This window comes from Collinsella sp. D33t1_170424_A12 (genome assembly GCF_015554865.1).
GTDB lineage: Bacteria > Actinomycetota > Coriobacteriia > Coriobacteriales > Coriobacteriaceae > Collinsella.
This window is the reverse complement of record NZ_JADNJJ010000121.1, coordinates 1-23,527: the sequence shown is the minus strand read 5'-3', so window position 1 is coordinate 23,527 and position 23,527 is coordinate 1. Positions and strand designations below refer to the sequence as shown.

The following is a 23,527-nucleotide window of genomic DNA, read 5'->3' as shown; positions in this document are numbered from 1 at the left end:
CTGGCGGGCGCTCGCCCACGGCCCGACTACCCGACGGGCACTGTGTTTTTATCTTCGATGGGCATCATTGTAACTCCGCGGCGACCTTGATCCCCTGAAAACAACGGGTCACGCGTCCTGCTTTGATACCGGACGATGAGGACAGTGCTTCTGACGCACCTTAGCAGAATACTAGAACACGTGTTCGTATAGTCTGTTACACTTGAACAAGCGACATGGGCGGTGCCCTCCGAGTCCTTGCAGGGGGTTAGGAGGGTTCCCATGGCGAAGTTCACCGCGTTGCTGCTCGCAGCTGCCGTGCTCGTTCTATCGATCGCGCTTCTTTATCTTGCCGTTTTCTAACGGCCAAGGGGTGAAACTCGCCAGTTAAGGGAACAGCCGCCCTGGCAGGAGCGGCTGTTCGTGCGGGTTTTGCCCCACCTACTTCTCTCCAGGAGGGCGTACGCCTCCCTAGTCGCTACCAGTATACCCGCTTTCCGGCGCCCCTGCACGCCACCCGCGGGTTTCTGGGCGGCGTCGGGCCTCGCGAGCTCGGCGCCGCTTCATCCGTCCTACCAGTTGGATAAGTCGCCACCTTTTTCTTGTTAGACTTGCAGAGTAGCCCCCTGACGGTCTTTATTGCATCAGCGCGCCGCATCCTGCCATATCATCAAACGCCCCCATCCAGGCTCCTGAGCATATCGGAGATGCTGCGAGCCATCTCGTCCGATGCCTCACGGATGACACCAATCCAACGGGAGGAGCTACCCGTACCACCCGCCTCAACGCCAAGCGACAGGCTATCGCGCACGGCATCGGGAATTGCCGCCTCAGCCTCAAGCACGTCGCAAGCGCTCGTGATCGCCATCAAAGGGGTCTTGAGCTCATGAGATGCGGAGAGAACGAATCCCCTCTCGCGCTCGCGAGCCTCCATAACGGGGCGGAGGGCCCGTGTTGTCGCGAAAGCCGCCACCACCGTAGCGCACAACACGATGACCGCCCCGTAAGCGACGCAACGGAGGGCGAGCGAGACGACGAATTCGCCATGGGGCGTTACATCGAGAAACGTGTAGACACGCACCTCGGTTGGTGCGGCCTCCACCGACGTAACGCTTCCGTTCGAGACCGTCACGGCGCCATCCTGAGCACCGAGGGGCTGCCAAAGGCCAATCCAGTTGCGCCCGTCAAAAGTGAAAGGCTCGCTCCCATCCTCATCGTGGAGACGCACGAGCTGTGTCGCGCCGCCTTCGGAGAGGCTATCGACGACCGCGGCTCCCCCGCGTTCCACCGCAACCACCTCGCCCGACTCACCCACAGCGACCCGGCACCATGAAATGTCGGGGCCGGTAACGACCAAACCTGACGTCCTGCCAGCCTCGATGCCCGAGGCGGCCCGTTCAATGTCGAACGGCTGGTTTGAGAGCTCCTCGAGCATGTGCCTGCGCGCTGCCATATCCGCCCTCACGAGCGGAACCGCAAACAGCGTCATGCACACTACAGTGCACAGGGCGATGAGGACGGCGGAAACCGCGACGATGCGGCGGCGAAATGCCACGAGGTCCCTAGGCATCTTCATGCTTGGCCTCCAACACGTAGCCGATCCCACGAATGGCGCGAATTGAAACCGGGAACCCGAGGGCGACGATTTTGGAACGAAGCAGCGAGACCTGCGTCTCGATCCTGCCGGCGCTCGACTCGCCCTCGGCGCCCCACGCGGCCGACGCGATTCGCTCCCGATGCACCGGAGTTCCCGCATGGCGCATCAACGCCTCGAGTACCAGGCCCTCCTTGGGCGTAAGAACGCAAGATTCCCCACCATATTTCAGCTCGCGGGAATCGGGCGCATAGAGCATGCCGAACGCCTCGATCACTGTGGACGGATCCGTGATGCCGCGACGCCTAAGGACGGCGCGCAACCGCGCGAGAAGTTCCTCGACATGGAAGGGCTTGGCCAGATAGTCGTCTGCACCAAGGTCCAGGCCGCGCACGCGGTCGCGCACGTCGCCGCGGGCCGTGAGCAGGATGACGGGCGTGGCGTCGCCGCAGGCGCGAAGCTCCGATAGAACGGAGAGGCCATCCTTGCCGGGCAGCATGATGTCGAGCACCACGGCATCCACGGGCGCTACGGCCAAGCGCGCGAGCGCCTCCTCGCCATCTGGCACCGTCTCCACTTCCCACCCGGCGAGCTCGAGCGCCCGGGAAAGCGGCTCCCGGATAAGCCGGGCATCCTCTACCAGCAAAAGCCTCATATAAGCCCCTTTGCAAGGGCGGCGCGGACCACCTCGACCCGCGCCGCCGCAACGGTCCGTCGCACCTATTCCGCGACGTCGGCGAATACCCGCACGTCGGGCACGGGCGTCACCTCGATGCCGTCCTCGACCCAGCGAACAACGTCGAATTCCGTGCCCCCATCGGAGCGCGGCGCCGCCTCGCCCAAACCGATCACGATTCCACGGGCGCCAGGCGCCTCTTCATCGGCAACGGCAAATGCAGGCGAGAGCATACCGAGAGCCGCAAACACCGCCACGGCCAAGCCCGCAGCCGCCAGCGCCAGCTTGCCCATACTCTTCATCTTCACCCTCCAAACTTACAGCGTCCATGACGCACGGATAGGATCGGAGATCTCCATGGCCCCATGGTAGAAGGCGAAGCTTTAGGATTGCTTTACACTTGGAGATTAGTACGCAAATCAACGTGACCGTGCACGGACCCCGGCCACACGCAACCATCGGCGACCTTCACCGGGAACCTAAGATCTGTCCGCCAAGCGCTACACCAATCGAGCGTAATCTTGCGACTGATGAAAGACATGGGCGATGATCACTTCGTCGGCGCGCACCGTATAAAGGAACGTGTATCTCATCACAGAGGCAGACCGATACCCCCTTGCAGCCAGCTCAGGCAGATGACATAGACTGAATGCTTCGGGATAATTCCGCACGCTTTCTACCTGGGCATCGAACTCCGCCATGAAATGACGAGCAGCCCGAGGGCTCTTTAACACATCGACAAGGTAGGAGACGATATCGCGATATTCGCGTTGCGCCTCACGAGTGATTGATAGCCTATAGCCCATATTCCGCCCTGAGCTCCGACGCGAAGACGTCGTAGTCATCCGTCTCGCCGCTCTCGATTTCCTGCTCCGCGAGCAAGATCCGAGAAAACAGGCGCGCTTTCGCGACCTCATCGCGCTGGGCAGCCCACTCCTCTGCAGATAGGCAGTGAAAGGCCTCGTACCCGTTGCGCGTCACCGTAACATCACGCTCCCGATTGACGAGTGCGGTGAAAGCCGCGGTGTCCTTCATATCGCGAACCGGAACTGCGATAGCCATATACACCCCTTTCATATTGTGGCCCAATTATACCGCGTTGATCGATGGGAGAGGCGAAGGCCAGCAACGTCGCCCATCTACGCCCTGCGAACCGGATGCCTGATCACCGTCTTGAGCTTCTCGGGTGCGGTGCGGCGGGCATCGTTGAGATAGATCTCGTGATGCAGGCGCTCGTCGGAGAAATCCTCGACACAGCCCCGCTCCTCAGCGAACGCACGCATCAACTCGACGGTCACCGGCTCATCATCGTACGGCCCGACATGCAGGCATTGGACGCACAGTCCCTCCTCGATAACGAGCAGCTCGACCATCGAGAAGTCCCGCTTCTTCTTGGCGGAAGCCTCCGCGACGGCCCATTCGAATTCCTCGCGTGTCACGAACTCCGGCACGCGGATAACCGAGATCCAGCTGAAATCCTCCTTATGGGCATAATCCACGCCCAGAACGCCGTCCTGCCACCAAAAGCCCTCCAGAGGCGGCACGACAAAATCAAAATAGCCCTCGATGCGATGGTCGCCCTTCTTGGACATCTTGATGGTGTACGCCACGCCGTAGAGCGCCTCGAGCGCGTCCTTATACGCCCCGCCCTCCTCGTTGGGGTCTCCGTGACCGCGGACGGTGATGAACGTCATCGCGGGGACGTCGACGATCGTCGGCTTCCTGGGCGGGACATAGAGCTCCCTGAATTCCTTCTTGTAGTCGAACGCCATCGCAATCCCCTCTCATAAACAACCGTGCCCCCCATGATAATCGAACACGTGTTCTTGTCAAATGGGCATCGTGCATTGAGGAATCCAGAACGAAGCGAGTCTCGCCTCGTTGCAATTCACATCAACGTCGACTACCGTTTAAGGCTGGTGGCCCGAAGAATCAGTCCGGCAATCCAAAGGGGGCACAATGAACAGGAAAACGGCTCTCGTCGCGATAGCGGGCGCTCTCGCCGCTCTTGGCATCCTGATGGCGCTCGTCGGTCCCTCCGGTGGAAACGTGAAATCGGTCGAGCGCATCGCGCAATCCACGGACCACTATACCGAAGCCGATATCCTCGCCGCGTTCAATGCCATCGAGACGGAGTTCGCCTCGGAATTCGAGGGATGCACACTCGAAGAAGTCCGCTATGACAGCGAGGTCGAAACCCGCCATCTGGACGAAATGCTCGAGCATGGGCAAAAAGGCAAAGGGGACCTTATCGTCGTGCTGTCCAAATTCACGACCGACTGGCGGGCAGCTGACGAGGGCCTCTCGCCGCACGACAGATACGAAGACTGGCAATGGATTCTCATCAGGCCTTCGCAAGACGCCCCATGGAAGATCGTCGACTGGGGCTATTGATGACGCTGCGGTGATGCACCATGCGGCCGTCGCCCCGTGCAGGCCAGCGCCCGACCGCTAGATCGCATCCGTGTTCAGACCGTCAAAGCAGAATTCCCCCTGATCGGAGTCATAGATGAACAGCGCCTCGATACCCAGGTAGTCATCTTTCTCCCCCATCCAGTCGGACGGCGAGATGGGCGGTAGGGGCGTCAGACGCCCTTCACGGCGTACGTCGCCCAGAAGGTCGGGATGTTCAGGTCGTGCAGACGGCCCTCGCCGTACGTGTCCTCGTAGCAGTCGACCAGCTGGAAACCGGCTTGCAGCTGGCCTCGAATCTGCTCCTCCAGCGTATGCGAGAACTGGATGCCGTCCTCCACGGGGTCGAGCGCCGCCATGTGGTCGGGATTCCTCAACGGGTTGAACGGCAGGCTGTGCACCGCCCGCTCCTCTTCGGGGTAGTCGAACACATACCCGAAGCCGTTGTCCATGCCCGCCAACAGGCGACCACCAGGCTTCAGGATGCGATGGCACTCGCGCCAGAGCGGCTTGACCTCTTCGATGTAGCAGTTCGAGACGGGATGGAAGATGAGATCGAACTCCCCGTCCGCAAAGGGAAGCGGCTTTGACATATCGCCTCGAACGACCTCGATCTCATATCCCTCGCGCTCGGCGACCATGCGCTCGGATTCCAGCTGGCTGGGCGTGTAATCGAACACGGTGCACCGCGCGCCGAGAGCGGCGAAGACGGGCATCTGCTGGCCCCCGCCGCTGGCGAGGCCGAGTACGCGCAGGCCGGACAGGTCGCTCGGATACCATGCGGGCGGAACGGGCTTGGTGGGGGTGAGCAGCATGCGCCATTCGCCCCGCTCCGCCTTGAGATACTCCTCATGGCTCAGCGGCGTGCCCCACTCCCAACCCTGCGCATTCCATCCATCGATGGCGCGGGCGTTCACGTCAGCATAGGTTTCTGTGGTTATGTCCGTCACAGGAAGGTCCTTTCAATTCGGGGCGCCGCATCGATCACGACGCATCGACGCCCTCCATGCGCAGTAGTCAAAATTGCTTCGAATCCGTCAGCCCCGCTCGACGATCGCGACGTAACCCGTGTGCGGAAGGTACTCAACCGTGAGTCTCTCGCCCTCGTCGACGTAGCCGGAGAACACCGTGAGGTCGACGACCTCGCCGGTCTCGCCGTCGCGCACCGAGATGCCCCGGCGCTCGCTCGGAACGTCCGCCCCGCCGTGCGCGCGGCCGACCGCGACGCCCTCGATCCTGAGATAATCCCCGCCCATGATCCGGGGCACGTCGAGGAGGGCGCCGAGGAGGAAGGCCGCCATGGCGACCGCCACGACCATCGGGACGATGTTCAGGACCCTCAGGAACAAGACGTCGTTCCTTCCGGTGAAGCTCTTCCTCACCTCGTCCGGGCTCCGAAAGACGGCGTCGATGAAGTCCCTTTTGCGCACGAGGTGCGAGACGCAAAAGACAAACGCGACAAGGAAGACCAGCGATCGCATCGCGAGCCTGAAGACGGCGTATCCCATCATGCGCCCACCTCCAGCCCTGACAGGACCTCGGCGCGCAGGCGCTCCATGCGGGGCGTGAGCGGCTCGAGGGAGGCATCGGACGCCAGGCGCGCCGCCTCCTCGGGCGATCCATGCTGCAGCTCGTACTCGGCAAGGTAGAGCTGCCAGTTCGCGCGCTGCTGGTGGTAATCAGCCGCCGTCATGCGCTCGCGCATGCGGGCGGCGTCGGCGGCGTCGCGCTCGGCGGGCGGGCGAACCAGGACGGTGAAGTCGGCGATCTGGGAATCGATGACGGCACGGTTGCGCGAACCCTCCTTGAAGCTCATGCGGAGCGCCGAGAGCCTGGACAGCGTGTCGCGCGCACCGTCGAGCTCGCCCGTGTCGACACGGCTCAGAAACTCGACCTGCATGACGCGAAACCACCTTGGATTGTCCGCGCGCTTGAAGGAGACGGACCCAAGCCGACTCAGCGCGCCGGCGCTGTCGAGCTCGAGGTAATCGCAATACGCGAGCTCGATGGCGATGGTGTTCGCGGAACGGCCGAAGCGGTCCCGCGCAGAGAGGACGTCGAGCACGGCGCGGTAGCGCGCAGGGTCGCAATCTTGCGAGACCACCTCGCCCAGCTTGACGAACAGCGACGCCATGCGCACACGCGAGATGAGCACGATGGCGAACAGGAGGGCGAAACCGCAGAAATATAAGGCGACGTGCCCCTTCTCGATAAACCAGATCATCGCGACGACGTTCGCGATCACAAGCGCGATGGATTGCACCTTGATCGAGCGCAGCCGCCCGAGATAGGCGTCCACGGTCTCCTGAGCGCTCATGCCGCCATACGCCGAGCGGCCCTCCCCTGGCGCGGGCGCGCCTTGCGGCCCGTCGGTCTCGGGCGTCAAAACGGGCGGTACGGGCTTTTCGCCCATCGCAACCACCTCCATAATCGTTGAAGGAAACGTATCCCGCATCAGCGGCATCGCCTGAATCACCGCACGGTAACTCAGCGCATGATGCCGCGAGCACCTATCCGAGCCGCAAACGCTCGAGGCCCGGATAGCCGCGCTTCAACGCATCGTTATACTGGCGCTTCATACGCCCTGCCTGCAGATACCACGCCGCATAGAGGGCCAGGCCCTCCACGATCAGCATCGCGGCGAACACGAAAGGCGACGTCTTCGACATAACGAGCATCACATCGAAGGCGGCAAACAGCCCGAGTATCGCGCCCGACGCCTTCGTGCGCTCCTCGACCTGGCGTTGCAGGCCGCACCGGATACCCTCCAGCTCCATCTCCGAATAGCGGCCCTCGATGATGCCGCGGCGCACGCTCTCGTCCATACGCGCGATACACCAACCGATCATGGCAAACCCCTCCAGACTCTCTGTTAGTCGACGAACCAGAACAACGCAAACGCCACGAGGTACGGGATGCAGGCGAGGTACAGGATACCGATAAGGACGACGAATCCCGTTCGGACCGGAAGGCCGGAGCGCGCGCGACCGACCTCGCGCACCGTCAACGCTATGGCGACGACGAGGCCGACGACTGCGATGACGGCCATGCCGAGCAGCGCCAGGGTGATGCCGACGCCCAACGCCATGACCGGAGCCATGAGCAGGGCGCATCCGCAACCACCCGGGCTATAGAGGTTGCCGGATCCGCGGCGGACCACACGAGGCGCGCGCAGGCGCCCATGCATCGGGCCAGGCATCGCCCACCCCCTACTCGAGCGAATCGCCCGCGGCAAGCGGGCCGTCCACGTCGCGCGCGCCCACGAGCGTGCGCGTCTCGGGATACCAGCGGACCTCGGCCATAGGCTCATCGAGCACGAGCGCCACCGCGGGCCAATCGGACGCATTCACGCTCAGATGGGCGTCTGCGGTACGATTCTTAACCGAATAGCCGTCCTTGTAGAGCGCGACCTCGAACGTAGTGGGCGTGAGCAGGGCGCCGCGTCCGCTCGGCTTGTTGATATTCGCCTCGTAGAAAGCGAAGCGCTCCTGCTTCCAGCCGCCGTCGAGGTCTTCAAGCACCTCGCTGCTTGAAAACGAGCCGCCCACTATCGCGATGCCCGCCATGACGGCGCAGAACAGCACCATTGCGACGGCCCCGGTATGGGCGTAGGAGATGGGGTTCCTCTTGCGATGGCGGCGATAGAAGAAGGGGATCGCCAGAAACGCGACGGTGAGGGCGATACCGAACAAACCGGTCGTATCGGCCGATGAGAGCGCGCCCATACCGAAGAGGAAAGGCAGCACATAGCAGAAGAAACCAAGCGCGATACCGGTCAGCTCGCGGGCGAGCTGACGTTGGTCCACGTGCTTCTTGTGGATGGTCTGCAGGTACAGGCAGGGCGTGAAGATGGCCATGGAGATGCCGAACAGGATGAAGCCGATGCCGAGGGATGCCCGGTTATACAGGCCCACGACCCCCACGCTCGTGGCGAACCGGCTGTAGACCAGCGCGCCGAATCCGGCGAACAGGAATACGCAGCCCACGATGAGGAGGGGCGCCTGCTTTCGGTTCTCGGTGGTGGTGATATGTGCCATTCGGATACCTCGCCTTGGATTCACAGCAACCCGACCCCGCGCCGGGCAGATGATTCAGACGAATCTAGCACAGGTCGCGGGCAACCCACAGCTTCTGTTCGGTAAACGCGTGGCGTCCAGATCGGGGATGGGTCCGTTTTGATCCGGGGGGATTCTCGTATTTTGCAATGCGAAGCGGCCTGGATGGGCGTCTCGCCCCCGAAGTGAGTGGAAAACGTGCCATGGCGCGGGCCGACATGCGGGGCTGCACAGTCCTGACCCCCGAAGTGAGTGGAAAAATAAAGGTCGGAAAGTATACTCCATCATAGTGCAGCGCTCAACTGGTAGAACGACGTGAAAATCCACTCCATTTTGGGGTTCTACACGACCCATAGAATTTTTCCACTCACTTCGGGGGCTAGAGACACGAGCATCGCCGTTGCAAGCCCCGAACAGTGCGCAACGCGCAGGCGAACACGGACACTATCAACAATCAATCAAGGATGCGAACGCGGGGCAATCCAAATACAAAGAGCGCATGCCGCCACCGCGCTATACCCTCTCAGAAAAGGGACAGGCACCAATCTGAGCAGACGGATACCGGAGACGCAACGAGCACCACCGAGCCCGCCATCCCGCGCAAGGGAGGCACGCATAGCAGGAGGGACGACATTGCGGCGATTCTGCACGCAAGCGCCAGCCGGCGGGCGAGCCGGCCCCTCGAGATGGTCGCATCCTCGTCCATATCAGTTCCTCTCCGTGCGCAGAGGGCGCAGCCGATATAGCTCCCTCAACCAATTATGCCAACTATCCGTCGCACTCACGTATTGTTGACAGAGGGAGATATCGCAAACCGGTCCCTCGCGCACCGTAACCACTCAAGAAAGCGAGGTGAGGACATGGGAGCTTGGATTGCATCCGCAGCGCGCCGGGCGGGCGGCGGAAATGCCCCTTCGCGCGGCGCATCGCGGGTCGCAGCGCGCGCTTCGATAGAGTCGGAAGCCAATCGGCTCGTCGAGGCATACGCAGACACGATCCTGCGCGTGAGCTACACCTACCTGCGCAGCACGCACGACGCCGAGGACATCTGCCAAGACGTCCTCCTCAAGGCCCTCGACCGTACCGGGAGCTTCGAATCGCCGGAACACGAGCGCGCCTGGATCATCCGCGTCGCCATCAACGCGGCGAAGGACCTCCTCAGGCGCCAGTCGGGACGCGGCACCGTCGCGCTCGACGAGATCGCCGAGCCCGCCGCGCCGCCGCGAGCCACCGAGCGCGATCTCGAGCTTCGCGCCGCAAGCGTGCTGGAACTCGTCATGGCACTGCCACTGGAATACCGCGAGGCCATCTACCTCCACTACTACGAGGGCTATTCCATCAAGCAGATAGCCGCCGTCGTGCACGCATCCGAATCCGCCGTGGCGACGCGACTCAGCCGCGGCCGCTCCAAGCTTCGCCCCGCCCTGGAAGGAGTTCGACATGAGCTCGACTTTTGATCCCACTTCCTATCGATCCGATCTTGACCGGCTCTCCTTCTCCCCCGACCAGAAGGCGCGCATGGCGCAACGACTCGCCGAGACAGCGAGCGGCAGCGCTCCAGAAGCGGGAGTGTGCGAGACCGGAACGGGCAAGATCCTGGAGCTGCACGACGCCGGCTCCGCGCATGGCGTGCCCGCGCGTGCGCGCCGCCCCAAGGCCCGTCGCAGCGGGGTGCATCGCATCGCCGCGGCCCTCGGCATCGCCACCCCGCTCACCATCGGCGGCGGCACCGCCTACGCCACGGGCGCGCTCGCGCGCGCTGCGGACTCCCTCGCCGCCGTCTTCGGCGCCGGTCCCGCGCAGACCGAGCTCATCGACCGCATCGGCCGTCCGATCGGCGCGAGCTGCACGAGCAACGGCATCACCATCACGGCCGACGCCATCATCGGCATGCGCCACGCCTACGCGGTGGTCTACACCATCGAGAAAGAGGACGGGACCGCGTTCGAGATGCCGGCGGGGCTGGACGGCGATAAGGTCGACCTCGCGATCGACGGCTCCACCGCCCTGGACCACCTGGCCGCCCTCCGACTCGGCATCACCGGGGGATACGGGTCGTCGTTCACCTATGATCAGGATCCCGGCGACAACGCGATCAAATACGTGGAGATGGAAGCCCTCAACGGCGCAAACCGCTCGCTCGTCGGCGAGACCCTTCGTTTCGACGCCACCAAGATCGGCTTCATCCCAAGCGCCGACGGCGCGCGCGAGATCGGCGAGACCACGATAGCCACGGGCGATTGGCACATGTCCTTCAAGGTGGACTACGAGGACCTCTCCGTCGACCTGCCGACCGGCCAGCACTTCAGCATCAACGGCAACGACGCCGTCGTAGAAGAGCTCGCCATCTCCCCGCTCGGCGCGAGCATCACCTACACGGTCGATGCCGTGGACGGCCCGTCGAAGCCCACGGGCCGCGAGACGAATTCCGAAGACCGCGCGGGGTACGGCAGCTTCAGCGTGACCTTCGCCGATGGCACCACCGAGGAGATCGGCAGCGGCTACGGCTCCTGGCAGGAGAACGGCAAGACCGTCGTCCAGAAGACCTGCCTCTTCGACCAGATCCACGAAATCGATGACATCGTCAGCGTTACCGTCGGCGACCTGACGGTCCCCATCAAGTAGACGCGTCGCGCGCGGGCCTCCATAGCAACGCGCACAACGAAGCCGCGCCAGGCACTCCTTGCGGGAGCCGGGCGCGGCTTCTTCTGCTGCGTTCTGCCGTCCCAGTTTGGGGACGGGACTCCGGGCACGTCCGCAGTCCCAAATCTCAGAAAAGGAACTGTCCCTATATTTAGCAAACAAGGTTGTTGACGCCTTATACTATGCGCCGTATAGTATCGGTCGAAGGGAGGTATCATGGATGCTCAGATGAAGCGCGGCTTCCTCGAGATATGCGTGCTCGCGTCGCTCCGGGGACGGGACTCCTACGGCTACCAGATCGTTAAGGACGTACCCGACATCCTGGGCCTCACCGAGTCCACGCTCTACCCGCTGCTCAAGCGCCTCGAGAAGGCCGAGTGCCTGACCGCCTACTCCGTGGAGCACAACGGGCGACTGCGAAAGTACTACCGGATCACGCCGACCGGCGAGGAACGCATCGCCGAGTTCCTATCCGAGCAGGCGGACATCATGTCGATCTATGACTTTGTAAAGCGAGGTGCACAACGATGACCAAGCAGGAATTCCTCTCCGAGCTGGAGCGGGCGCTGGGCAAGCTGCCGCATGCAGAGGTGGAGCAGGCGCTCGCGTTCTACGACGAGGCCATCAGCGACCGCATGGAAGACGGCATATCCGAGGCCGAGGCGGTGGCCGACCTGGGCCCGATCGACGAGATCGCGGCGCAGATCGCCGCGGAGACCCCGCCCATCCCGCGCGCCATCGCGCGGGCCAACACCGGCAGCCGCACCCTCAACATCGTGCTGCTCGCCGTGTTCTCCCCCATCTGGGTGCCCATCGTGCTCGCGCTCGCGGCGGCCGCACTCGCCGTCTACGTCGCGATATGGGCCGTGATCGCCTCGCTGTGGGCGGTCGACGCGATCCTCGTCCTCATGCCATTCGCCGGACTGGCGGCGCTCGCCTCGACCCTGGGCGGCGGCATGCCCCTGCCCGGCGTGTTTGTCCTCGGCCTCTCGCTCGTGTCGAGCGGATTCGGGCTCGTCGCCTCCTTCGCCGTCTTCTGGGCCAGCAAGCTGCTCTTCCAGGCAACGCGTACCTTCGCGCGCTGGATCGCGAGCCTGTTCGTGCGCGTGAGCGGCACAGAACCCGCCTGCACTGAAGCAGGCGTGGGCAATCGCACGCCGAACGTTCCTCGCGACGACAGCGGTTCCCTAAACGGCCACGACACCCTCCCGGAAGGAGGCGCCCACAATGCGTAAGGCACCCAAAATCATGCTCATCACCGCCGCGGCGCTCATCGGGACCGGCACCGTGCTCTCGTGCGGCGCGTGGGCGGTAGCCGGATTCGATACAGCCCGCTTGTCCACCGTGAACTACGACTGGCATCAAACGGTGAGCGCGCTCGAGGACGAAGCAACCTCGCCGCACAAGAGCATCGTCATCACGTCAGAATTCGAGAACGTCCTCCTCGAACCCGCCGACGGCGATGCCATAGTGCTCGAGTACTGGACGGGAAACTGCCAGAGCGTCTCCGTCGAGGACACGGACGGCGTGCTCAAAATCGACGTAGACTCGCAGCCCATGGAGGGCGTCATGATCGACCTCTCCCCTGCTGAGGCCGGCGGCGTCGACGACACTACGACCGTGGTGCGCGTGCCAGCCTCGTTCACCGGTGAGATCGAGGTGCACTCCGATTCGGGCGATGTCGTTGCGACTAACGTGCACGGGCTCGCCGGGCTGCGAGCTTCCAACAGTAACGGGGACGTCGTGGCGAAGAATGTCTCCGCCGCCAAGCTCGACGCGATAAACGAGAACGGCGACACCCTGCTCTCCGGCGTCGAAACCGAGGCGGTCCTCGCGACCAACTTCAACGGCGACATCTCGCTTGGAGGTGCTGCGGCGCGCAAGGCCCAGATCGTAAACGAAAACGGCGACATCATGCTGGTGGACATGGCGCTGCAGGATGACTTGCTGTGTGAATCCGTGAACGGGGACATCTCGGCGCAGAGGCTCGACATCACCGCGAGTCGGATTGAGAGTGCGAACGGGGACGTCTACCTGTCATATCTGGGGGCAGAGAACTCCTATCATATCGATGCCCACACCACCCAGGGAGACATCGTGGCACCGCGGGGTGCCGACGATGCGGCGCGCACCATCGGCGTCACCAGCAGCCTGGGCGACATCCAGATCAACTTCGCCTCGAACTAGGAATCACCCCTCACCTCAATTTAGGTGCCTCAATTGAGGGGCTGTCCCTAAATTGAGGTGGTGAGGGCGGCGGCGAAATACAACCCAATCCAAACGCGTCCCATTGGAGGCACCCATGTCGCACGCGGCACTGCGCCTTGTTGGCATCACTAAACGCTACCGTTCGAACACCGTTTTGGGCCCCATCGACCTCTCGCTCGAAGAAGGGCGCATCTATGGCCTCATCGGCGAGAACGGCGCGGGGAAATCGACGCTCATTCGCATCGTCATGGGCTTGAGCAAGCCGACGAGCGGCACCGTGGAGCTCATAGGACAACGGGGGTCAGCTGGCCTGCGGAACGCGCGGTCGAACATCGGCTACGTCCCGGATTCGAGCGCGAGCTATCCGCTGCTCAGCGCTGCCGACAACCTCAAGGCGCGCTGTCTCGAATGGGGGCTGGACCAGCGACAGATTCCGCGCATCCTCGATATGATCGGGCTTGCGGATGCAGGTAACAAGCGTGCCCGCAGCTTCTCCCTGGGCATGCGCAAACGCCTCGACTTAGGCATCGCCCTTTTAGGGCAGCCGCGCATGCTCGTGCTCGACGAGCCGACCAACGGGCTCGATCCGCTCGGCACCATCGAGATCCGCGAACTCATCAAGCGACTCAACGTCGAGCGCGGTACCACGGTGCTTATATCGAGCCACAACCTCGCCGAGCTTCATCAGACGGCGACCGATTACGTCATCCTAAGCGGTGGCAAGCTCATGGCAGAGCTGACCGCAGGCGATGTCGATCGGTTGAGCGGCGGCAATCTGGAGAAGCTCTATGCGCGCATCATGATGGGCCATCACAACAAGCCATGTCGCGGCGAGGCGGCCCCGCAGCACCTCAGACACCCCTCGAAACCCATCTCGACATCGGGAGATGATCGTGATGTCCGGTGACGCCCCATGCGCGCATCCCCGCAAGCGGCACTTGGGATGCTCGACAAAGAAGCACTCGGGAGCCCCGTCGGCGATTAAGCGATCTCTTACCGGCGGGTTCTTCCTCGCCTGCCGCATCGAGCGGTTGATTCCCCTTACCGCTCTCGCCCTGATAGCCTGCATCGCAACCATCTTAAACCCCGACAACGGACCGCTCTTCATGGTGGCGGGAGACCCGAATGCGGCCGTAGGGACCACCATCGGATTCGTCGGCGATGTCATCGTCCCTGGTCACGTGGCGGAATCCGTCCTCCGCGCGTCGCTCGTCTACACAATCGCATGGATTCCGGCGGCTGCAATCATGGGCATCACCGTTGTCGGGGTGGGCGCCGCCGAGCCGACGGCCCAGCTCTCACAGGCGAAAGGCATACCGGGAGGCGCCACGGTACTCGGGCAAGCCGTGCCGCAGACGACGTTGTTCGCAATCGCGTATCTGCTGTCACACATCGCCGCCTTCGTGATCAAGACCTTGGCGCACGGCGTGCCACTCACCGAAGCCGCATGGGGGTTGGCGGCTGGAACGATGTTGTCGAGCTGCCTGCTCCTATGCGCAATTCACACGATGTCCGCCCTCATTGCCGCCGTCTGCAGAATGCCCCTTCTCGCGCTCTTCCTGTCCCTGCTGCTCAACATCGGCCCGCTGCTTGCATACCCAAGGGCGTACATCGCGGGAAACGCGCCGATGGCTGCTTGGATGAGCCCCACTGTCTGGCTCATGCACACATGCTCGCTCAACATATCCGAGGCTTCGCTTGTGGCGGGCGCGGCTGCAGGCGCAGGCACTTGTGTCATCGCCTCGGTACTTACGTATGCGATTTGCAATTGCCAGGAGGCGTGTCGATGAATTACGAAAAGCAATGCCCGTCCGCACGGAATCTCGCGTTCCTCAATCATGGCGCCTCTCCCGATCGCAACGCGCTCGCCAAAGCCGCCGGGGCGCGGGGCAACTCGGTCCCCAAACCCACCGGCCCGCGACGCGCCCCCGCCCAGCACCCCCGCGTTACGACGACGTCGCTCCTTGTGGGCGTGCGAGCTCATCTTGGGCTTCTGGCACTCGCCGGAACTGCGATTACATGCCTCGTCTTTCTGTTCGCCGGCAGCGGCTCGTGGATGTTCGCCCTCACCGAGGATTCGGGTATCGGTTTTGCGCCCGACCCCGCATATTGGACCATGAATGCCGAGGCAGCGGCTGTCGAGGCGCTTACGTGCTCGGCACTTGCCGGAACGGCTTTCCTGCCGTTCACTACGCTGGCGGTATGCGGACGCCTTTGCGGGGCCCTCTATGCGACGGACGCCCGAGCGGTCTCGCTGGCGCGCGGCACATCGCCTTGGCGACTGGCAGTTGGCGACCTTCTCACCGCATCACTTCCCGTACAGGTCCTCTACGCCGCCACCGTCGTCGCGATTGCAATCGCGCTGAGCCTGCGGGTAGGGCAGGCGAACCTCCTCGGGGCAGTCCTCGCGTCGCTCGCGCCCCGACTTGCACTCGCCTTGACCGTCAACGAATCATTCATCGCCTGCGCGCTCGCGCTGTACCGCCTCATCCCCAACCGCGCTGCGGCGTTCGGGATCATGGCGGTCGGCTTCATCGCCGCCTGCGTGGCGCAACTCTCGTTCCCAACGATGATATTGCCGATTCACGCCGGGCTCTGGATGCACATAAGCAGTGCAACCGCCCTGCATACACTCGTCCTGCCGGCGCTCGTCTTTTCGGGAATCACCGGCGTCATCGCAGTTGCCCTCTATTCGCACATGCAGCGGTAGTATCAGCATCCCGCCAAAATACCCATGTAAGTTGAGTACTCGCTATGCAGCGGGCTGTGTTTTTTCGGGGTCACCGTACTCGCGATACATGGCATCTCGCGTCACGACCCACTGCTTGCCGAATTTACGGACATCGACACTAGGGATGATTTTGCCGTATGCAACCGCCTTACGAAGAGCCGATTCGCTCAAGCCCCAAAGCTCGCTCGCATCCGAGAAGGACATCAGACCGTCGAAAGGAGTCTGAACTTCAATGCCGTGATCCCAAAGCTCATCGCATGAAAGGTCAAGTTCGTCATTCCAGACAACACCATAGCCGCCCACATCAACCTGGACGTCCTCAAATAGATGAGCATCTTTCAGCGCCTCAAACATGGGAAGGCGGTCCATCAGACTGCCGACGTTGTACTGCTTCGTAGAGCCGTTCGCAAAGCGCACGCAAAGCCTCATGTCCGGTAACGGAAAAACTTCCTTCACCTTGTGAAACATCGCAGCCTCCTACTCCAAGGAATCAATCTTATTAAACTCCTGGGTTTCCCACATGCGCAAAAGCTCTTCCGCATGCAAAGACATCCATTCCCTCACGAGTGCCGCGGCGCGGGGCGGAAGATTGCCGTCGAGCATCTCGCCAGTCCGAATATCGAACGCAGCGGTATCGTCTCGTAAATAGCATGAATATGCGTAGGGTTATGCTCGGCGCCGAGGAAATACATGCGGATGACGATGCCGTAAAAGCGCGCAAGCACAGGCATGTTTGACCTCCTAAAGCTAGGTTAACTGTAGTATATCACGGTATCGTGATATACTACAGCGCTCTCCCGTGCCAATAAAATCACAGCAAAAGATGATGTAAGCACAAAAATCATGCGGCCTTAACACCTTGAAATGAGGCTGACCTCCACCTCAATTTAGGGACTGTCCCTAAATTGAGGTGGCGAGGATGGCGCCAAGACGAGGCGATTTGCCCTTGCCCGTCTTCATCAAACGCAAGCCGGCATCACGCGCGTCGGCTTTTTGGAAGATTTTGAGCGCAATTATGTCGCTCATGATACCGACCGGGAACAGCGCCAGGACTTAGCGCGCGCACACGACCTCGGCGAAGGTGCGGCGACCCATCAGCGCGACGTCCATGCGCCCGTAAAACCAGAGCGTCCCGACCAGCTGTTTGTTTAACCATGTGAGCCCCCTTCAGTATGAAATTTGATTAAAGAGCTGTAAAGTGCTCTCGAGACCGGTGCACCCCACCATCGATGAGAGGCAACCCATGAAACTCCAACAACTCAGATACATCGTCGAGGTGGCCTCGTGCGGCAGCGTCACCGAGGCGGCGCGGCGGCTTTTCGTATCGCAACCGAGCGTGACCGCCGCCGTGCGCGATTTGGAACGCGAGATGGGCATCACGGTGTTCGATCGGACGAGCAAGGGCATGGTGACCACCACCGAGGGCCAGACGTTCCTCGGCTATGCCCGTCAAGTGCTCGAACAGGCGGACCTGCTCGAGGAGCGCTACAAACGCGACACCGAACCCGTGCCCCGCTTCGCTGTCTCCTGCCAGCACTACTCGTTCGCTGTGAATGCCTTCGTCGACGTGATCCGCGCATACGACGCCGCGCGCTACGAGTTCACCCTGCGCGAGGAGCAGACGCACGAGATCATCGAGGACGTCGCCCATATGAAGAGCGAACTCGGCGTGATTTACCTATCTGATGCCAATCGCGACGTGATCGGCCGCATGCTGCGCGCCGAGGATCTCGAATTCAAGCCCTTGTTCTCATGCGCCGCGCACGTGTTCCTCTCCTCGACCCATCCCCTGTCGGAACGTGCCTCGGTCACGCTCGAGGATCTTGCAGGCTATCCGTACCTCTCCTACGAGCAGGGGGATTTCAACTCGTTCTACTTCTCCGAGGAACCGTTGTCCACGCTCGGCCGTTCCAAGAACATTCGCGTGCGCGACCGCGCGACCCTGTTCAACCTGCTCATAGGCCTCGATGGTTACACGGTGTGCTCGGGTGTGATCTCGCACGAGCTCAACGGCGAGGACATCATCGCCGTCCCACTCGAGGTCGACGACCGCATGGAAGTCGGCATCGTCACGCGGCGCGACACCCACCTCTCCCGCTATGGGAAGGCGTTCGTCGAGGCTATCCGGACTCATATCCCGTGATGACCATGGGATCGAAAGCCTTCGTTACCCACCTATCTCCATAGGTTTTTCCTATCGATATTAGATTGTTTTAAGTATTTCCCAATCGGATGCGCGTCCCGCATACTCCTTTCATCAGATATCGCATCTATCGAAAGGAACCCATCATGGCCGCCATCGCACCCACCCGATTCGACGTCGTCGGTAGCTTCCTGCGCCCGGAGGCGCTCAAGGAGGCCCGAGCCGCACACGCCGCGGGGACGCTCGACGACGCCGGGCTCGCCCGCGTCGAGGACGCCTGCATCGCCGAGCTCGTCTCCAAGCAGAAGGCCGCCGGCCTGCCGCTGCTCACCGACGGAGAGTTCCGCCGCTCCTACTGGCACCTCGACTTCATGTGGGGACTCGGCGGAATTGAGCACGTGGAGCTCGACCACGGCTATTTCTTCGTGGGCGAGGAGACCACGCACGGCTCGGCCGTCCTCACCGGCAAGATCTCCGGCGAGAACCATCCCTTCGTCGAGCATTTCAAGTTCGTGCAGGCGCTCGAGGAGCCGGGGCACACGGCCAAGCAGACCATCCCCGCCCCCGCCCAGCTCCTGCTCGAACTTTACCGTGACGAGGCGGCGGCCGAGCGCACGCGCAGCTTCTACCCGAACGAGGACGAGCTGCTCGAGGATATCGGCGCCGCGTACCGCACCGTGATCGCCGAACTTTACGCCGCGGGCTGCCGCAATCTGCAGCTCGATGACTGCACCTGGGGCGCGCTCGTTGACGAGCACTTCCAGGCGGGCATCCGCGCCGCCGGCTCCACGCCCGAGGCCGAGGCCGAGAAGTACCTGCGCGTGAACAACCTCGCGCTCGATGGGCGTCCCGCCGACATGGCCATCACCACGCACGTGTGCCGCGGCAACTATCACTCCACCCACGCCTCGAGTGGCCCGTACGACCTGGTGGCCCCCATCCTGTTCGCGCGCGAGAACGTCGACGCCTTCTACCTGGAGTTCGACGACGAGCGCTCCGGCGGCTTCGAGCCGCTCGCGCACGTGGCGCCGGGCAAGAAGGTCGTCCTCGGACTGGTGACCACCAAGCGCCCTGAGTTGGAGGACCGCGACGCCGTGATCGCGCGCATCCACGAGGCCGCGCGCTTCGTCCCGCTCGAGGACCTCTGCCTCTCCCCGCAGTGCGGCTTTGCCAGCTGCGAGATCGGCAACAAGCTCACCGAGGACGAGCAGTGGGCCAAGATCGCGCTCGTGCGCAGCATCGCCGAGGAGGTCTGGGGGGCCTAGCTGCGTCGCTCGTTGCTCAGCGACCTTAGAAGCTTTGCAAAGTTGAGCAGGGTGGCTCCGATCGTTGAGCCACCCTGCTTAAACCAACAGAAGCCAAAGCTCCGCCTTGCGATAACGACATATCGAAATTACCGGAGCACCTCGACCGGATTACCGTACTCTCGCCTCATTGCCTCTTGGGTCACAACCCACTGCTTACCAAATTTACGTGCGTCAATCCCCGCTTCTATCTTTCCATATGCCACAGCCTTACGCAGGGCAGACTCGCTCAGGCCCCAAAGCTCACTTGCATCGGAAAACGCCATGAGTCCGTCAAAAGGCGTCTTCACGTCGACACCGTTTTTCCAAAGCTCATCGCAAGAAAGGTCGAGATCGTCGTTCCAAACGATGCCATAGCCACCGACATCAACTTGCACTTCCTCAAAGAGGCGCTCATCTTCCAAAGCGGCAAACTGAGGAAATCGAGCGGCAAGCTTCTCTGCGTCATATTCCTTTGTCGATCCATTTGCAAAACGCACACATAGCCTCATGTCCTGCAAAGGAACAACTTCTTTCACTTTGTGAAACACAGGCACCTCCTATTCAAGTGAATCGAGCTTCTTGAATTCTTGGGTCTCCCACATTTCAATAAGCTCATCCTTGTGCAACGTCATCCACTCTTTCACCAATGAGGCAGCGCGCTTCGGAAGATGACCGTCTATTATTTCGCCAGATCTGATGTCAAAGGCGGCTGTGTCTTCCCCATAAATGGCATGGATATGCGGAGGATTGTGCTCCGATCCCAAAAAGTACATGCGAATTACTATGCCGTAAAACCGTGCCAGCACTGGCATGAGCGTCCTCCTAACTCTGAAACAGTTTTACCTATGATATCACGATATCGTGATATCTCTCACATCGAACCACGACCTTTACGAGCTAATACACCTATTGCCTCACAGCAAAACCCGGATGGGCGCATCGCCCCGTGCGAACGACCGCGTATCCGCTACTTCCATCCCGGGATGCCCGCACCGCCGGTAAGCACCATCGAAAGAATGGCCAAGATCGAGACCACCAGCACGAACACGAGCGCCGTCCCCGCGATGACCATGAGGGCGCTGAGGGCAAAGCGGTATTCGCGCGACAGCTCGCGCGGCGAGGGAGTCGGTGACGTCTCGCACGCCGAGGGCACGCTTGCGGACCCCGTAAGAATATAATCGGTACTCACTCGGTAGATTTGCGACAGCTTGACCACGTTGTCGACCTCGGGACGCCCCTGAGCGCCCTCCCACTTCGAGATCGCCTGCCGGGACACGCCCAGCAGGTCCGCGAGCTGCTCCTGCGAATACCCCGCCTTACGACGCAAGTCGAACAGACGGTCCGCAAACTTCGTTGCCTCATCCATGGTGTCGTCCATGACAAATGCCTCCTTGGTAGTTATGGAGCTATGATAGCGGCACGTCAGCATCGGAGCCTGAGCGGCCGGCTCGCACCGATTCCGGCTGACCCGCAGCATCAACTATCTGCGCGCCTGCGGTTGCACACCACCAATTGGGCACGTCAATTTCCGCAACATGTCGTTGCATATGCGCCACACACCGTTGCAAGGGCACCCCTTTGAAGAGCGGCTGCGGTTTGCATGGCTTTCCGGGAAGGATCGAAACGCACGAGACGCAAAATACCCCCTTCGCGCACACCCACAAAACCACGTTCGCCAAAACGTCACCCAAGTAACGCGCGCCAATTTCTCGATTCATGTTCAATGCGCTCAATGGCAACAACGCGCTCGCTCTCGTTCACGGTATACAAAACGATGTAAGACCTGATGAGAGCCCAGCGATACCCCAAAGACGAGACAATGGGATCGACCGCAAGCGGATATGCGAAAGGGGTCGCCTCAAGTACCCCGATAAGTCTCTCGTACGCATCGAGCAATCTGGCACCGGCCTGCTTGCCACCCGTGCGGTACTTCAGATACGCAAGCGTTTCTCGCATATCCTCCATTGCCGCATCCGCCTCCACCACGGTGAACACGGCTATAAGCCAAACTCTTCACGCAAGCGCGAAACACCCTCACGTGCAGGGTGAGTTCGTCCCTCAAGTACGTCGCGATGACCCTCCGCCAGGCTTTTCAGCAAATCGAGGCGCGCCATGAGCTGCTCATACGACTCGATGTCCATGACCGCAAGATCGCCAGCACCGTTCTTGGTCACAAAAACGGGCTCCTGCTTTTCACGGCACCATGCCGATACCTCGTTGTATCCATTGCGCAACGTCGAGCTAGAAATAATCTTCGGCATGATATACCTCTATTCTTCCTAAATTGAGTAAGAACTTCTTTAGTATATCAGCAGAAGGATGAGCCAACTCGTTCAGCTCCATTTGAATCGGCACCCGCTCAACTAGGGCACCCGTGCTCAACGACGCCATTGAAATCATGTTTGATCCGACCGGCATGGATGGGCCACACGAGCCATCGGGCGATCGATTCTGCTATCGCTCGCGTGCTTGCCACCAGGCGACGGCAAGCTGGGTGCGATTTTTGTGCCCGGTCTTTTGAAGAACGGAACTGATTCGATTGCGCACCGTGCCTTCGCTGATGAACGCGGCGGCGGAGATCTCATGGTTGTCCAGACCCTCGGCAACCAAGCGCACCACCTCATATTCGCGCTCGGTCAACTCCGAAAAGGCGGACGACAGCGCCCTTCGGGCGAGCGCGCGGCAACATCCACGTCAGCTACGGCGCACTCGGATACCGCATCCGCGCTAGGCTCAGAACAGCCATCCGCCGCCACGACACCGCTCGATCCCTCCGCACCGAACAGCTCGTGCGCGCGAAACTCATCGCGGGTCCGATGCCGCAAGTCGCGCTGGGCAAGCAGCATGCTTGTCCGCCACGACAGCAGCCCCGCCAACGCAGACAGAGCGCCCGCACACGCAAGCTCCGCCCCAGAAACACACGGCGCGACCACCATGCGCGCGGTGCTGGCGCTCGGCGTGTGCGCATGGGTCGCACTCGTCGGCATCGGCGCCTCCGGGGCAGGCGCACTGCTTCCGAGCGCAGGCGCGCAGGTGGCGCTCGCCATCGCGTCGCTTTGCGCGTTCGCACTCGTCCCGCTCTCGCTCGCCTACACGCTCGCGCAATGCGGCTTTAGGGAGGAGGCACTCAACGCGATCGCCAACCTGGGCGGCATGGTCATGTCGTTTTTGGGCGGGGCGTGGGTGCCGCTGTCGCTCATGGGCGCGAATGTGCAAGCGGTCGCGCACTTCACGCCCACCCAAGGAAATTCCCACAATCGACTAAAGAGTACCAATCTAATTGAACGACTGAATCAAGAAGTACGCAGAAGAGAAAAGATTATTCGCATCTTCCCCAATCAAACATCAGCCAATCGCTTAATTGGAGCCGTTCTTATGGACCTACATGATGAATGGATTTATTCTTCAAGAAAATACATCAATTTTGATAAGTAGAAATGGTAAAAACATTGTATAGCATTTTACACAGGAGTCTGGACTTGACTCACTTCCTTTATTATTTTTCATTTTTTTAAACTATTTAATACTAATGTCTTTTATAATAGCTTTTCATATATTATATAATCAATCTTTATAAGTCCTTTTATAAATTTCTTTTCTACCATTTTCGATAAATTCCTGTTTAATATTTTTAATTCCATAAACAATAGTTTCAATAGGATAATATTCTTCAACTATATCTTGATATTCTTTTGCTTTCTCAATATCTATATTTCCATACATTCTTAATATATCTTCTCCAAAATTTGTTCCTATTTCTTCTTCACTATCTTCAAGTAAGTATATAAAATCACAATATT

The 23,527-nt window shown here is 61.1% G+C and carries 32 protein-coding genes and 2 pseudogenes; 12 read left to right on the top strand and 22 right to left on the bottom strand.

Translation table 11 applies throughout. The features are described from left to right. Positions 1-649 precede the first annotated feature (649 nt). The 6 genes from I2E26_RS05315 to I2E26_RS05290 form a co-directional block, all read right to left on the bottom strand. Entirely contained in the window at positions 650-1,555 is a 906-nt protein-coding gene (locus tag I2E26_RS05315; RefSeq protein WP_195419895.1) for a histidine kinase dimerization/phospho-acceptor domain-containing protein, read from the bottom strand. Beyond that, positions 1,542-2,228, bottom strand: coding sequence for a response regulator transcription factor (locus I2E26_RS05310; protein ID WP_195419894.1), 687 nt, complete (start codon positions 2,226-2,228; stop codon positions 1,542-1,544). Before I2E26_RS05310 ends, I2E26_RS05315 begins: the two co-directional genes overlap by 14 nt. A gap of 65 nt (positions 2,229-2,293) precedes the next feature. Beyond that, positions 2,294-2,551: a hypothetical protein gene (locus I2E26_RS05305; protein ID WP_195419893.1), complete on the bottom strand. Its 258-nt coding sequence runs from the start codon at positions 2,549-2,551 to the stop codon at positions 2,294-2,296. Positions 2,552-2,749: 198 nt separating this feature from the next. Further along, positions 2,750-3,055: a type II toxin-antitoxin system RelE/ParE family toxin gene (locus I2E26_RS05300; protein WP_195419892.1), complete on the bottom strand. Its 306-nt coding sequence runs from the start codon at positions 3,053-3,055 to the stop codon at positions 2,750-2,752. Continuing rightward, positions 3,045-3,311, bottom strand: coding sequence for a type II toxin-antitoxin system Phd/YefM family antitoxin (locus tag I2E26_RS05295; protein ID WP_195419891.1), 267 nt, complete (start codon positions 3,309-3,311; stop codon positions 3,045-3,047). Before I2E26_RS05295 ends, I2E26_RS05300 begins: the two co-directional genes overlap by 11 nt. A 77-nt stretch (positions 3,312-3,388) precedes the next feature. Continuing rightward, on the bottom strand, positions 3,389-4,021 hold the full coding sequence (locus tag I2E26_RS05290) for a GyrI-like domain-containing protein (protein WP_195419890.1): 633 nt from the start codon (positions 4,019-4,021) through the stop codon (positions 3,389-3,391). 187 nt (positions 4,022-4,208) lie between these two features. Between I2E26_RS05290 and I2E26_RS05285 the strand changes: the two genes are divergently transcribed. Then, positions 4,209-4,643, top strand: coding sequence for a hypothetical protein (locus tag I2E26_RS05285; RefSeq protein WP_195419889.1), 435 nt, complete (start codon positions 4,209-4,211; stop codon positions 4,641-4,643). A gap of 191 nt (positions 4,644-4,834) precedes the next feature. Here the strand turns inward: I2E26_RS05285 and I2E26_RS05280 are convergent, their stop codons facing one another. From I2E26_RS05280 to I2E26_RS05255, 6 genes are all read right to left on the bottom strand, one after another. Beyond that, on the bottom strand, positions 4,835-5,611 hold the full coding sequence (locus I2E26_RS05280; protein WP_195419888.1) for a class I SAM-dependent methyltransferase: 777 nt from the start codon (positions 5,609-5,611) through the stop codon (positions 4,835-4,837). 87 nt (positions 5,612-5,698) lie between these two features. Further along, positions 5,699-6,172, bottom strand: a complete 474-nt coding sequence (locus I2E26_RS05275; RefSeq protein ID WP_195419887.1) for a hypothetical protein — start codon at positions 6,170-6,172, stop codon at positions 5,699-5,701. After that, positions 6,169-7,074, bottom strand: a complete 906-nt coding sequence (locus tag I2E26_RS05270; protein ID WP_229056434.1) for a hypothetical protein — start codon at positions 7,072-7,074, stop codon at positions 6,169-6,171. The genes I2E26_RS05275 and I2E26_RS05270 overlap by 4 nt, the downstream gene beginning before the upstream one ends. Positions 7,075-7,171: 97 nt before the next feature. Beyond that, a complete protein-coding gene (locus I2E26_RS05265) occupies positions 7,172-7,510 on the bottom strand; it encodes a hypothetical protein (protein ID WP_195419886.1) in 339 nt (112 codons plus the stop codon). Between the two features lie 23 nt (positions 7,511-7,533). After that, positions 7,534-7,860: a hypothetical protein gene (locus I2E26_RS05260; RefSeq protein ID WP_195419885.1), complete on the bottom strand. Its 327-nt coding sequence runs from the start codon at positions 7,858-7,860 to the stop codon at positions 7,534-7,536. A 10-nt stretch (positions 7,861-7,870) separates the two neighbouring features. Continuing rightward, a complete protein-coding gene (locus I2E26_RS05255; RefSeq protein WP_195419884.1) occupies positions 7,871-8,698 on the bottom strand; it encodes a hypothetical protein in 828 nt (275 codons plus the stop codon). Between the two features lie 878 nt (positions 8,699-9,576). On the opposite strand from I2E26_RS05255, the gene I2E26_RS05250 reads away from it, so the two are divergent. From I2E26_RS05250 to I2E26_RS05215, 8 genes are all read left to right on the top strand, one after another. Beyond that, positions 9,577-10,173: an RNA polymerase sigma factor gene (locus I2E26_RS05250; protein WP_195419883.1), complete on the top strand. Its 597-nt coding sequence runs from the start codon at positions 9,577-9,579 to the stop codon at positions 10,171-10,173. Beyond that, on the top strand, positions 10,157-11,341 hold the full coding sequence (locus I2E26_RS05245; RefSeq protein ID WP_195419882.1) for a DUF4179 domain-containing protein: 1,185 nt from the start codon (positions 10,157-10,159) through the stop codon (positions 11,339-11,341). Before I2E26_RS05250 ends, I2E26_RS05245 begins: the two co-directional genes overlap by 17 nt. 234 nt (positions 11,342-11,575) lie before the next feature. Beyond that, positions 11,576-11,890, top strand: coding sequence for a PadR family transcriptional regulator (locus I2E26_RS05240; protein ID WP_195419881.1), 315 nt, complete (start codon positions 11,576-11,578; stop codon positions 11,888-11,890). Continuing rightward, positions 11,887-12,594 carry a DUF1700 domain-containing protein gene (locus tag I2E26_RS05235; RefSeq protein WP_229056433.1) on the top strand — a complete coding sequence of 236 codons (708 nt, stop codon included), beginning with the start codon at positions 11,887-11,889 and terminating at the stop codon, positions 12,592-12,594. Before I2E26_RS05240 ends, I2E26_RS05235 begins: the two co-directional genes overlap by 4 nt. After that, complete coding sequence (locus tag I2E26_RS05230; protein ID WP_195419880.1) at positions 12,587-13,546, top strand: DUF4097 family beta strand repeat-containing protein; 960 nt, start codon at positions 12,587-12,589, stop codon at positions 13,544-13,546. The genes I2E26_RS05235 and I2E26_RS05230 overlap by 8 nt, the downstream gene beginning before the upstream one ends. A 115-nt stretch (positions 13,547-13,661) precedes the next feature. Further along, the gene (locus I2E26_RS05225) at positions 13,662-14,474 is read left to right on the top strand and encodes an ABC transporter ATP-binding protein (protein ID WP_195419879.1); all 813 of its coding nucleotides are present in this window, start codon (positions 13,662-13,664) and stop codon (positions 14,472-14,474) included. Positions 14,475-14,673: 199 nt separating this feature from the next. After that, positions 14,674-15,357, top strand: a complete 684-nt coding sequence (locus I2E26_RS05220) for a hypothetical protein (RefSeq protein ID WP_229056432.1) — start codon at positions 14,674-14,676, stop codon at positions 15,355-15,357. Beyond that, complete coding sequence (locus I2E26_RS05215; RefSeq protein ID WP_195419877.1) at positions 15,354-16,277, top strand: hypothetical protein; 924 nt, start codon at positions 15,354-15,356, stop codon at positions 16,275-16,277. The genes I2E26_RS05220 and I2E26_RS05215 overlap by 4 nt, the downstream gene beginning before the upstream one ends. 42 nt (positions 16,278-16,319) lie before the next feature. Here I2E26_RS05215 and I2E26_RS05210 read toward each other — a convergent pair whose 3' ends face one another. The 3 genes from I2E26_RS05210 to I2E26_RS05205 are packed head-to-tail and all read right to left on the bottom strand — an operon-like array spanning position 16,320 to position 17,029. Then, on the bottom strand, positions 16,320-16,766 hold the full coding sequence (locus tag I2E26_RS05210; RefSeq protein ID WP_195419876.1) for a helix-turn-helix domain-containing protein: 447 nt from the start codon (positions 16,764-16,766) through the stop codon (positions 16,320-16,322). A 9-nt stretch (positions 16,767-16,775) separates the two neighbouring features. Beyond that, the gene (locus I2E26_RS09225; RefSeq protein ID WP_370551450.1) at positions 16,776-16,901 is read right to left on the bottom strand and encodes a DUF4160 domain-containing protein; all 126 of its coding nucleotides are present in this window, start codon (positions 16,899-16,901) and stop codon (positions 16,776-16,778) included. Beyond that, on the bottom strand, positions 16,859-17,029 hold the full coding sequence (locus I2E26_RS05205) for a DUF4160 domain-containing protein (RefSeq protein WP_229056431.1): 171 nt from the start codon (positions 17,027-17,029) through the stop codon (positions 16,859-16,861). Before I2E26_RS05205 ends, I2E26_RS09225 begins: the two co-directional genes overlap by 43 nt. Positions 17,030-17,541: 512 nt before the next feature. On the opposite strand from I2E26_RS05205, the gene I2E26_RS05200 reads away from it, so the two are divergent. Further along, positions 17,542-18,441, top strand: a complete 900-nt coding sequence (locus I2E26_RS05200; RefSeq protein WP_195419875.1) for a LysR family transcriptional regulator — start codon at positions 17,542-17,544, stop codon at positions 18,439-18,441. Between the two features lie 146 nt (positions 18,442-18,587). Next, positions 18,588-19,706: a 5-methyltetrahydropteroyltriglutamate--homocysteine S-methyltransferase gene (locus I2E26_RS05195; protein WP_195419874.1), complete on the top strand. Its 1,119-nt coding sequence runs from the start codon at positions 18,588-18,590 to the stop codon at positions 19,704-19,706. Between the two features lie 128 nt (positions 19,707-19,834). On the opposite strand, the gene I2E26_RS09220 is transcribed toward I2E26_RS05195, so the two are convergent. From I2E26_RS09220 to I2E26_RS05165, 6 genes are all read right to left on the bottom strand, one after another. Further along, complete coding sequence (locus I2E26_RS09220; protein WP_370551449.1) at positions 19,835-20,275, bottom strand: DUF2442 domain-containing protein; 441 nt, start codon at positions 20,273-20,275, stop codon at positions 19,835-19,837. Positions 20,276-20,284: 9 nt separating this feature from the next. Then, positions 20,285-20,539 (bottom strand): DUF4160 domain-containing protein, encoded by a 255-nt coding sequence (locus tag I2E26_RS05185; RefSeq protein WP_195419872.1) that lies wholly within the window; start codon positions 20,537-20,539, stop codon positions 20,285-20,287. A 155-nt stretch (positions 20,540-20,694) separates the two neighbouring features. Continuing rightward, complete coding sequence (locus I2E26_RS05180; protein ID WP_229056430.1) at positions 20,695-21,105, bottom strand: helix-turn-helix domain-containing protein; 411 nt, start codon at positions 21,103-21,105, stop codon at positions 20,695-20,697. Between the two features lie 305 nt (positions 21,106-21,410). After that, positions 21,411-21,722 (bottom strand): type II toxin-antitoxin system RelE/ParE family toxin, encoded by a 312-nt coding sequence (locus I2E26_RS05175; RefSeq protein ID WP_195419870.1) that lies wholly within the window; start codon positions 21,720-21,722, stop codon positions 21,411-21,413. Positions 21,723-21,724: 2 nt separating this feature from the next. Next, complete coding sequence (locus tag I2E26_RS05170; protein WP_195419869.1) at positions 21,725-21,988, bottom strand: type II toxin-antitoxin system Phd/YefM family antitoxin; 264 nt, start codon at positions 21,986-21,988, stop codon at positions 21,725-21,727. A 193-nt stretch (positions 21,989-22,181) separates the two neighbouring features. Continuing rightward, positions 22,182-22,367: a LuxR C-terminal-related transcriptional regulator gene (locus tag I2E26_RS05165; RefSeq protein ID WP_229056429.1), complete on the bottom strand. Its 186-nt coding sequence runs from the start codon at positions 22,365-22,367 to the stop codon at positions 22,182-22,184. A gap of 303 nt (positions 22,368-22,670) precedes the next feature. Between I2E26_RS05165 and I2E26_RS09150 the strand changes: the two are divergent. Beyond that, positions 22,671-23,162, top strand: a pseudogene (locus I2E26_RS09150) (transposase); the annotation flags it as partial. Between the two features lie 129 nt (positions 23,163-23,291). Here I2E26_RS09150 and I2E26_RS05150 read toward each other — a convergent pair. Next, a pseudogene (locus I2E26_RS05150) lies at positions 23,292-23,527 on the bottom strand (aminoglycoside phosphotransferase APH(3')); the annotation flags it as partial.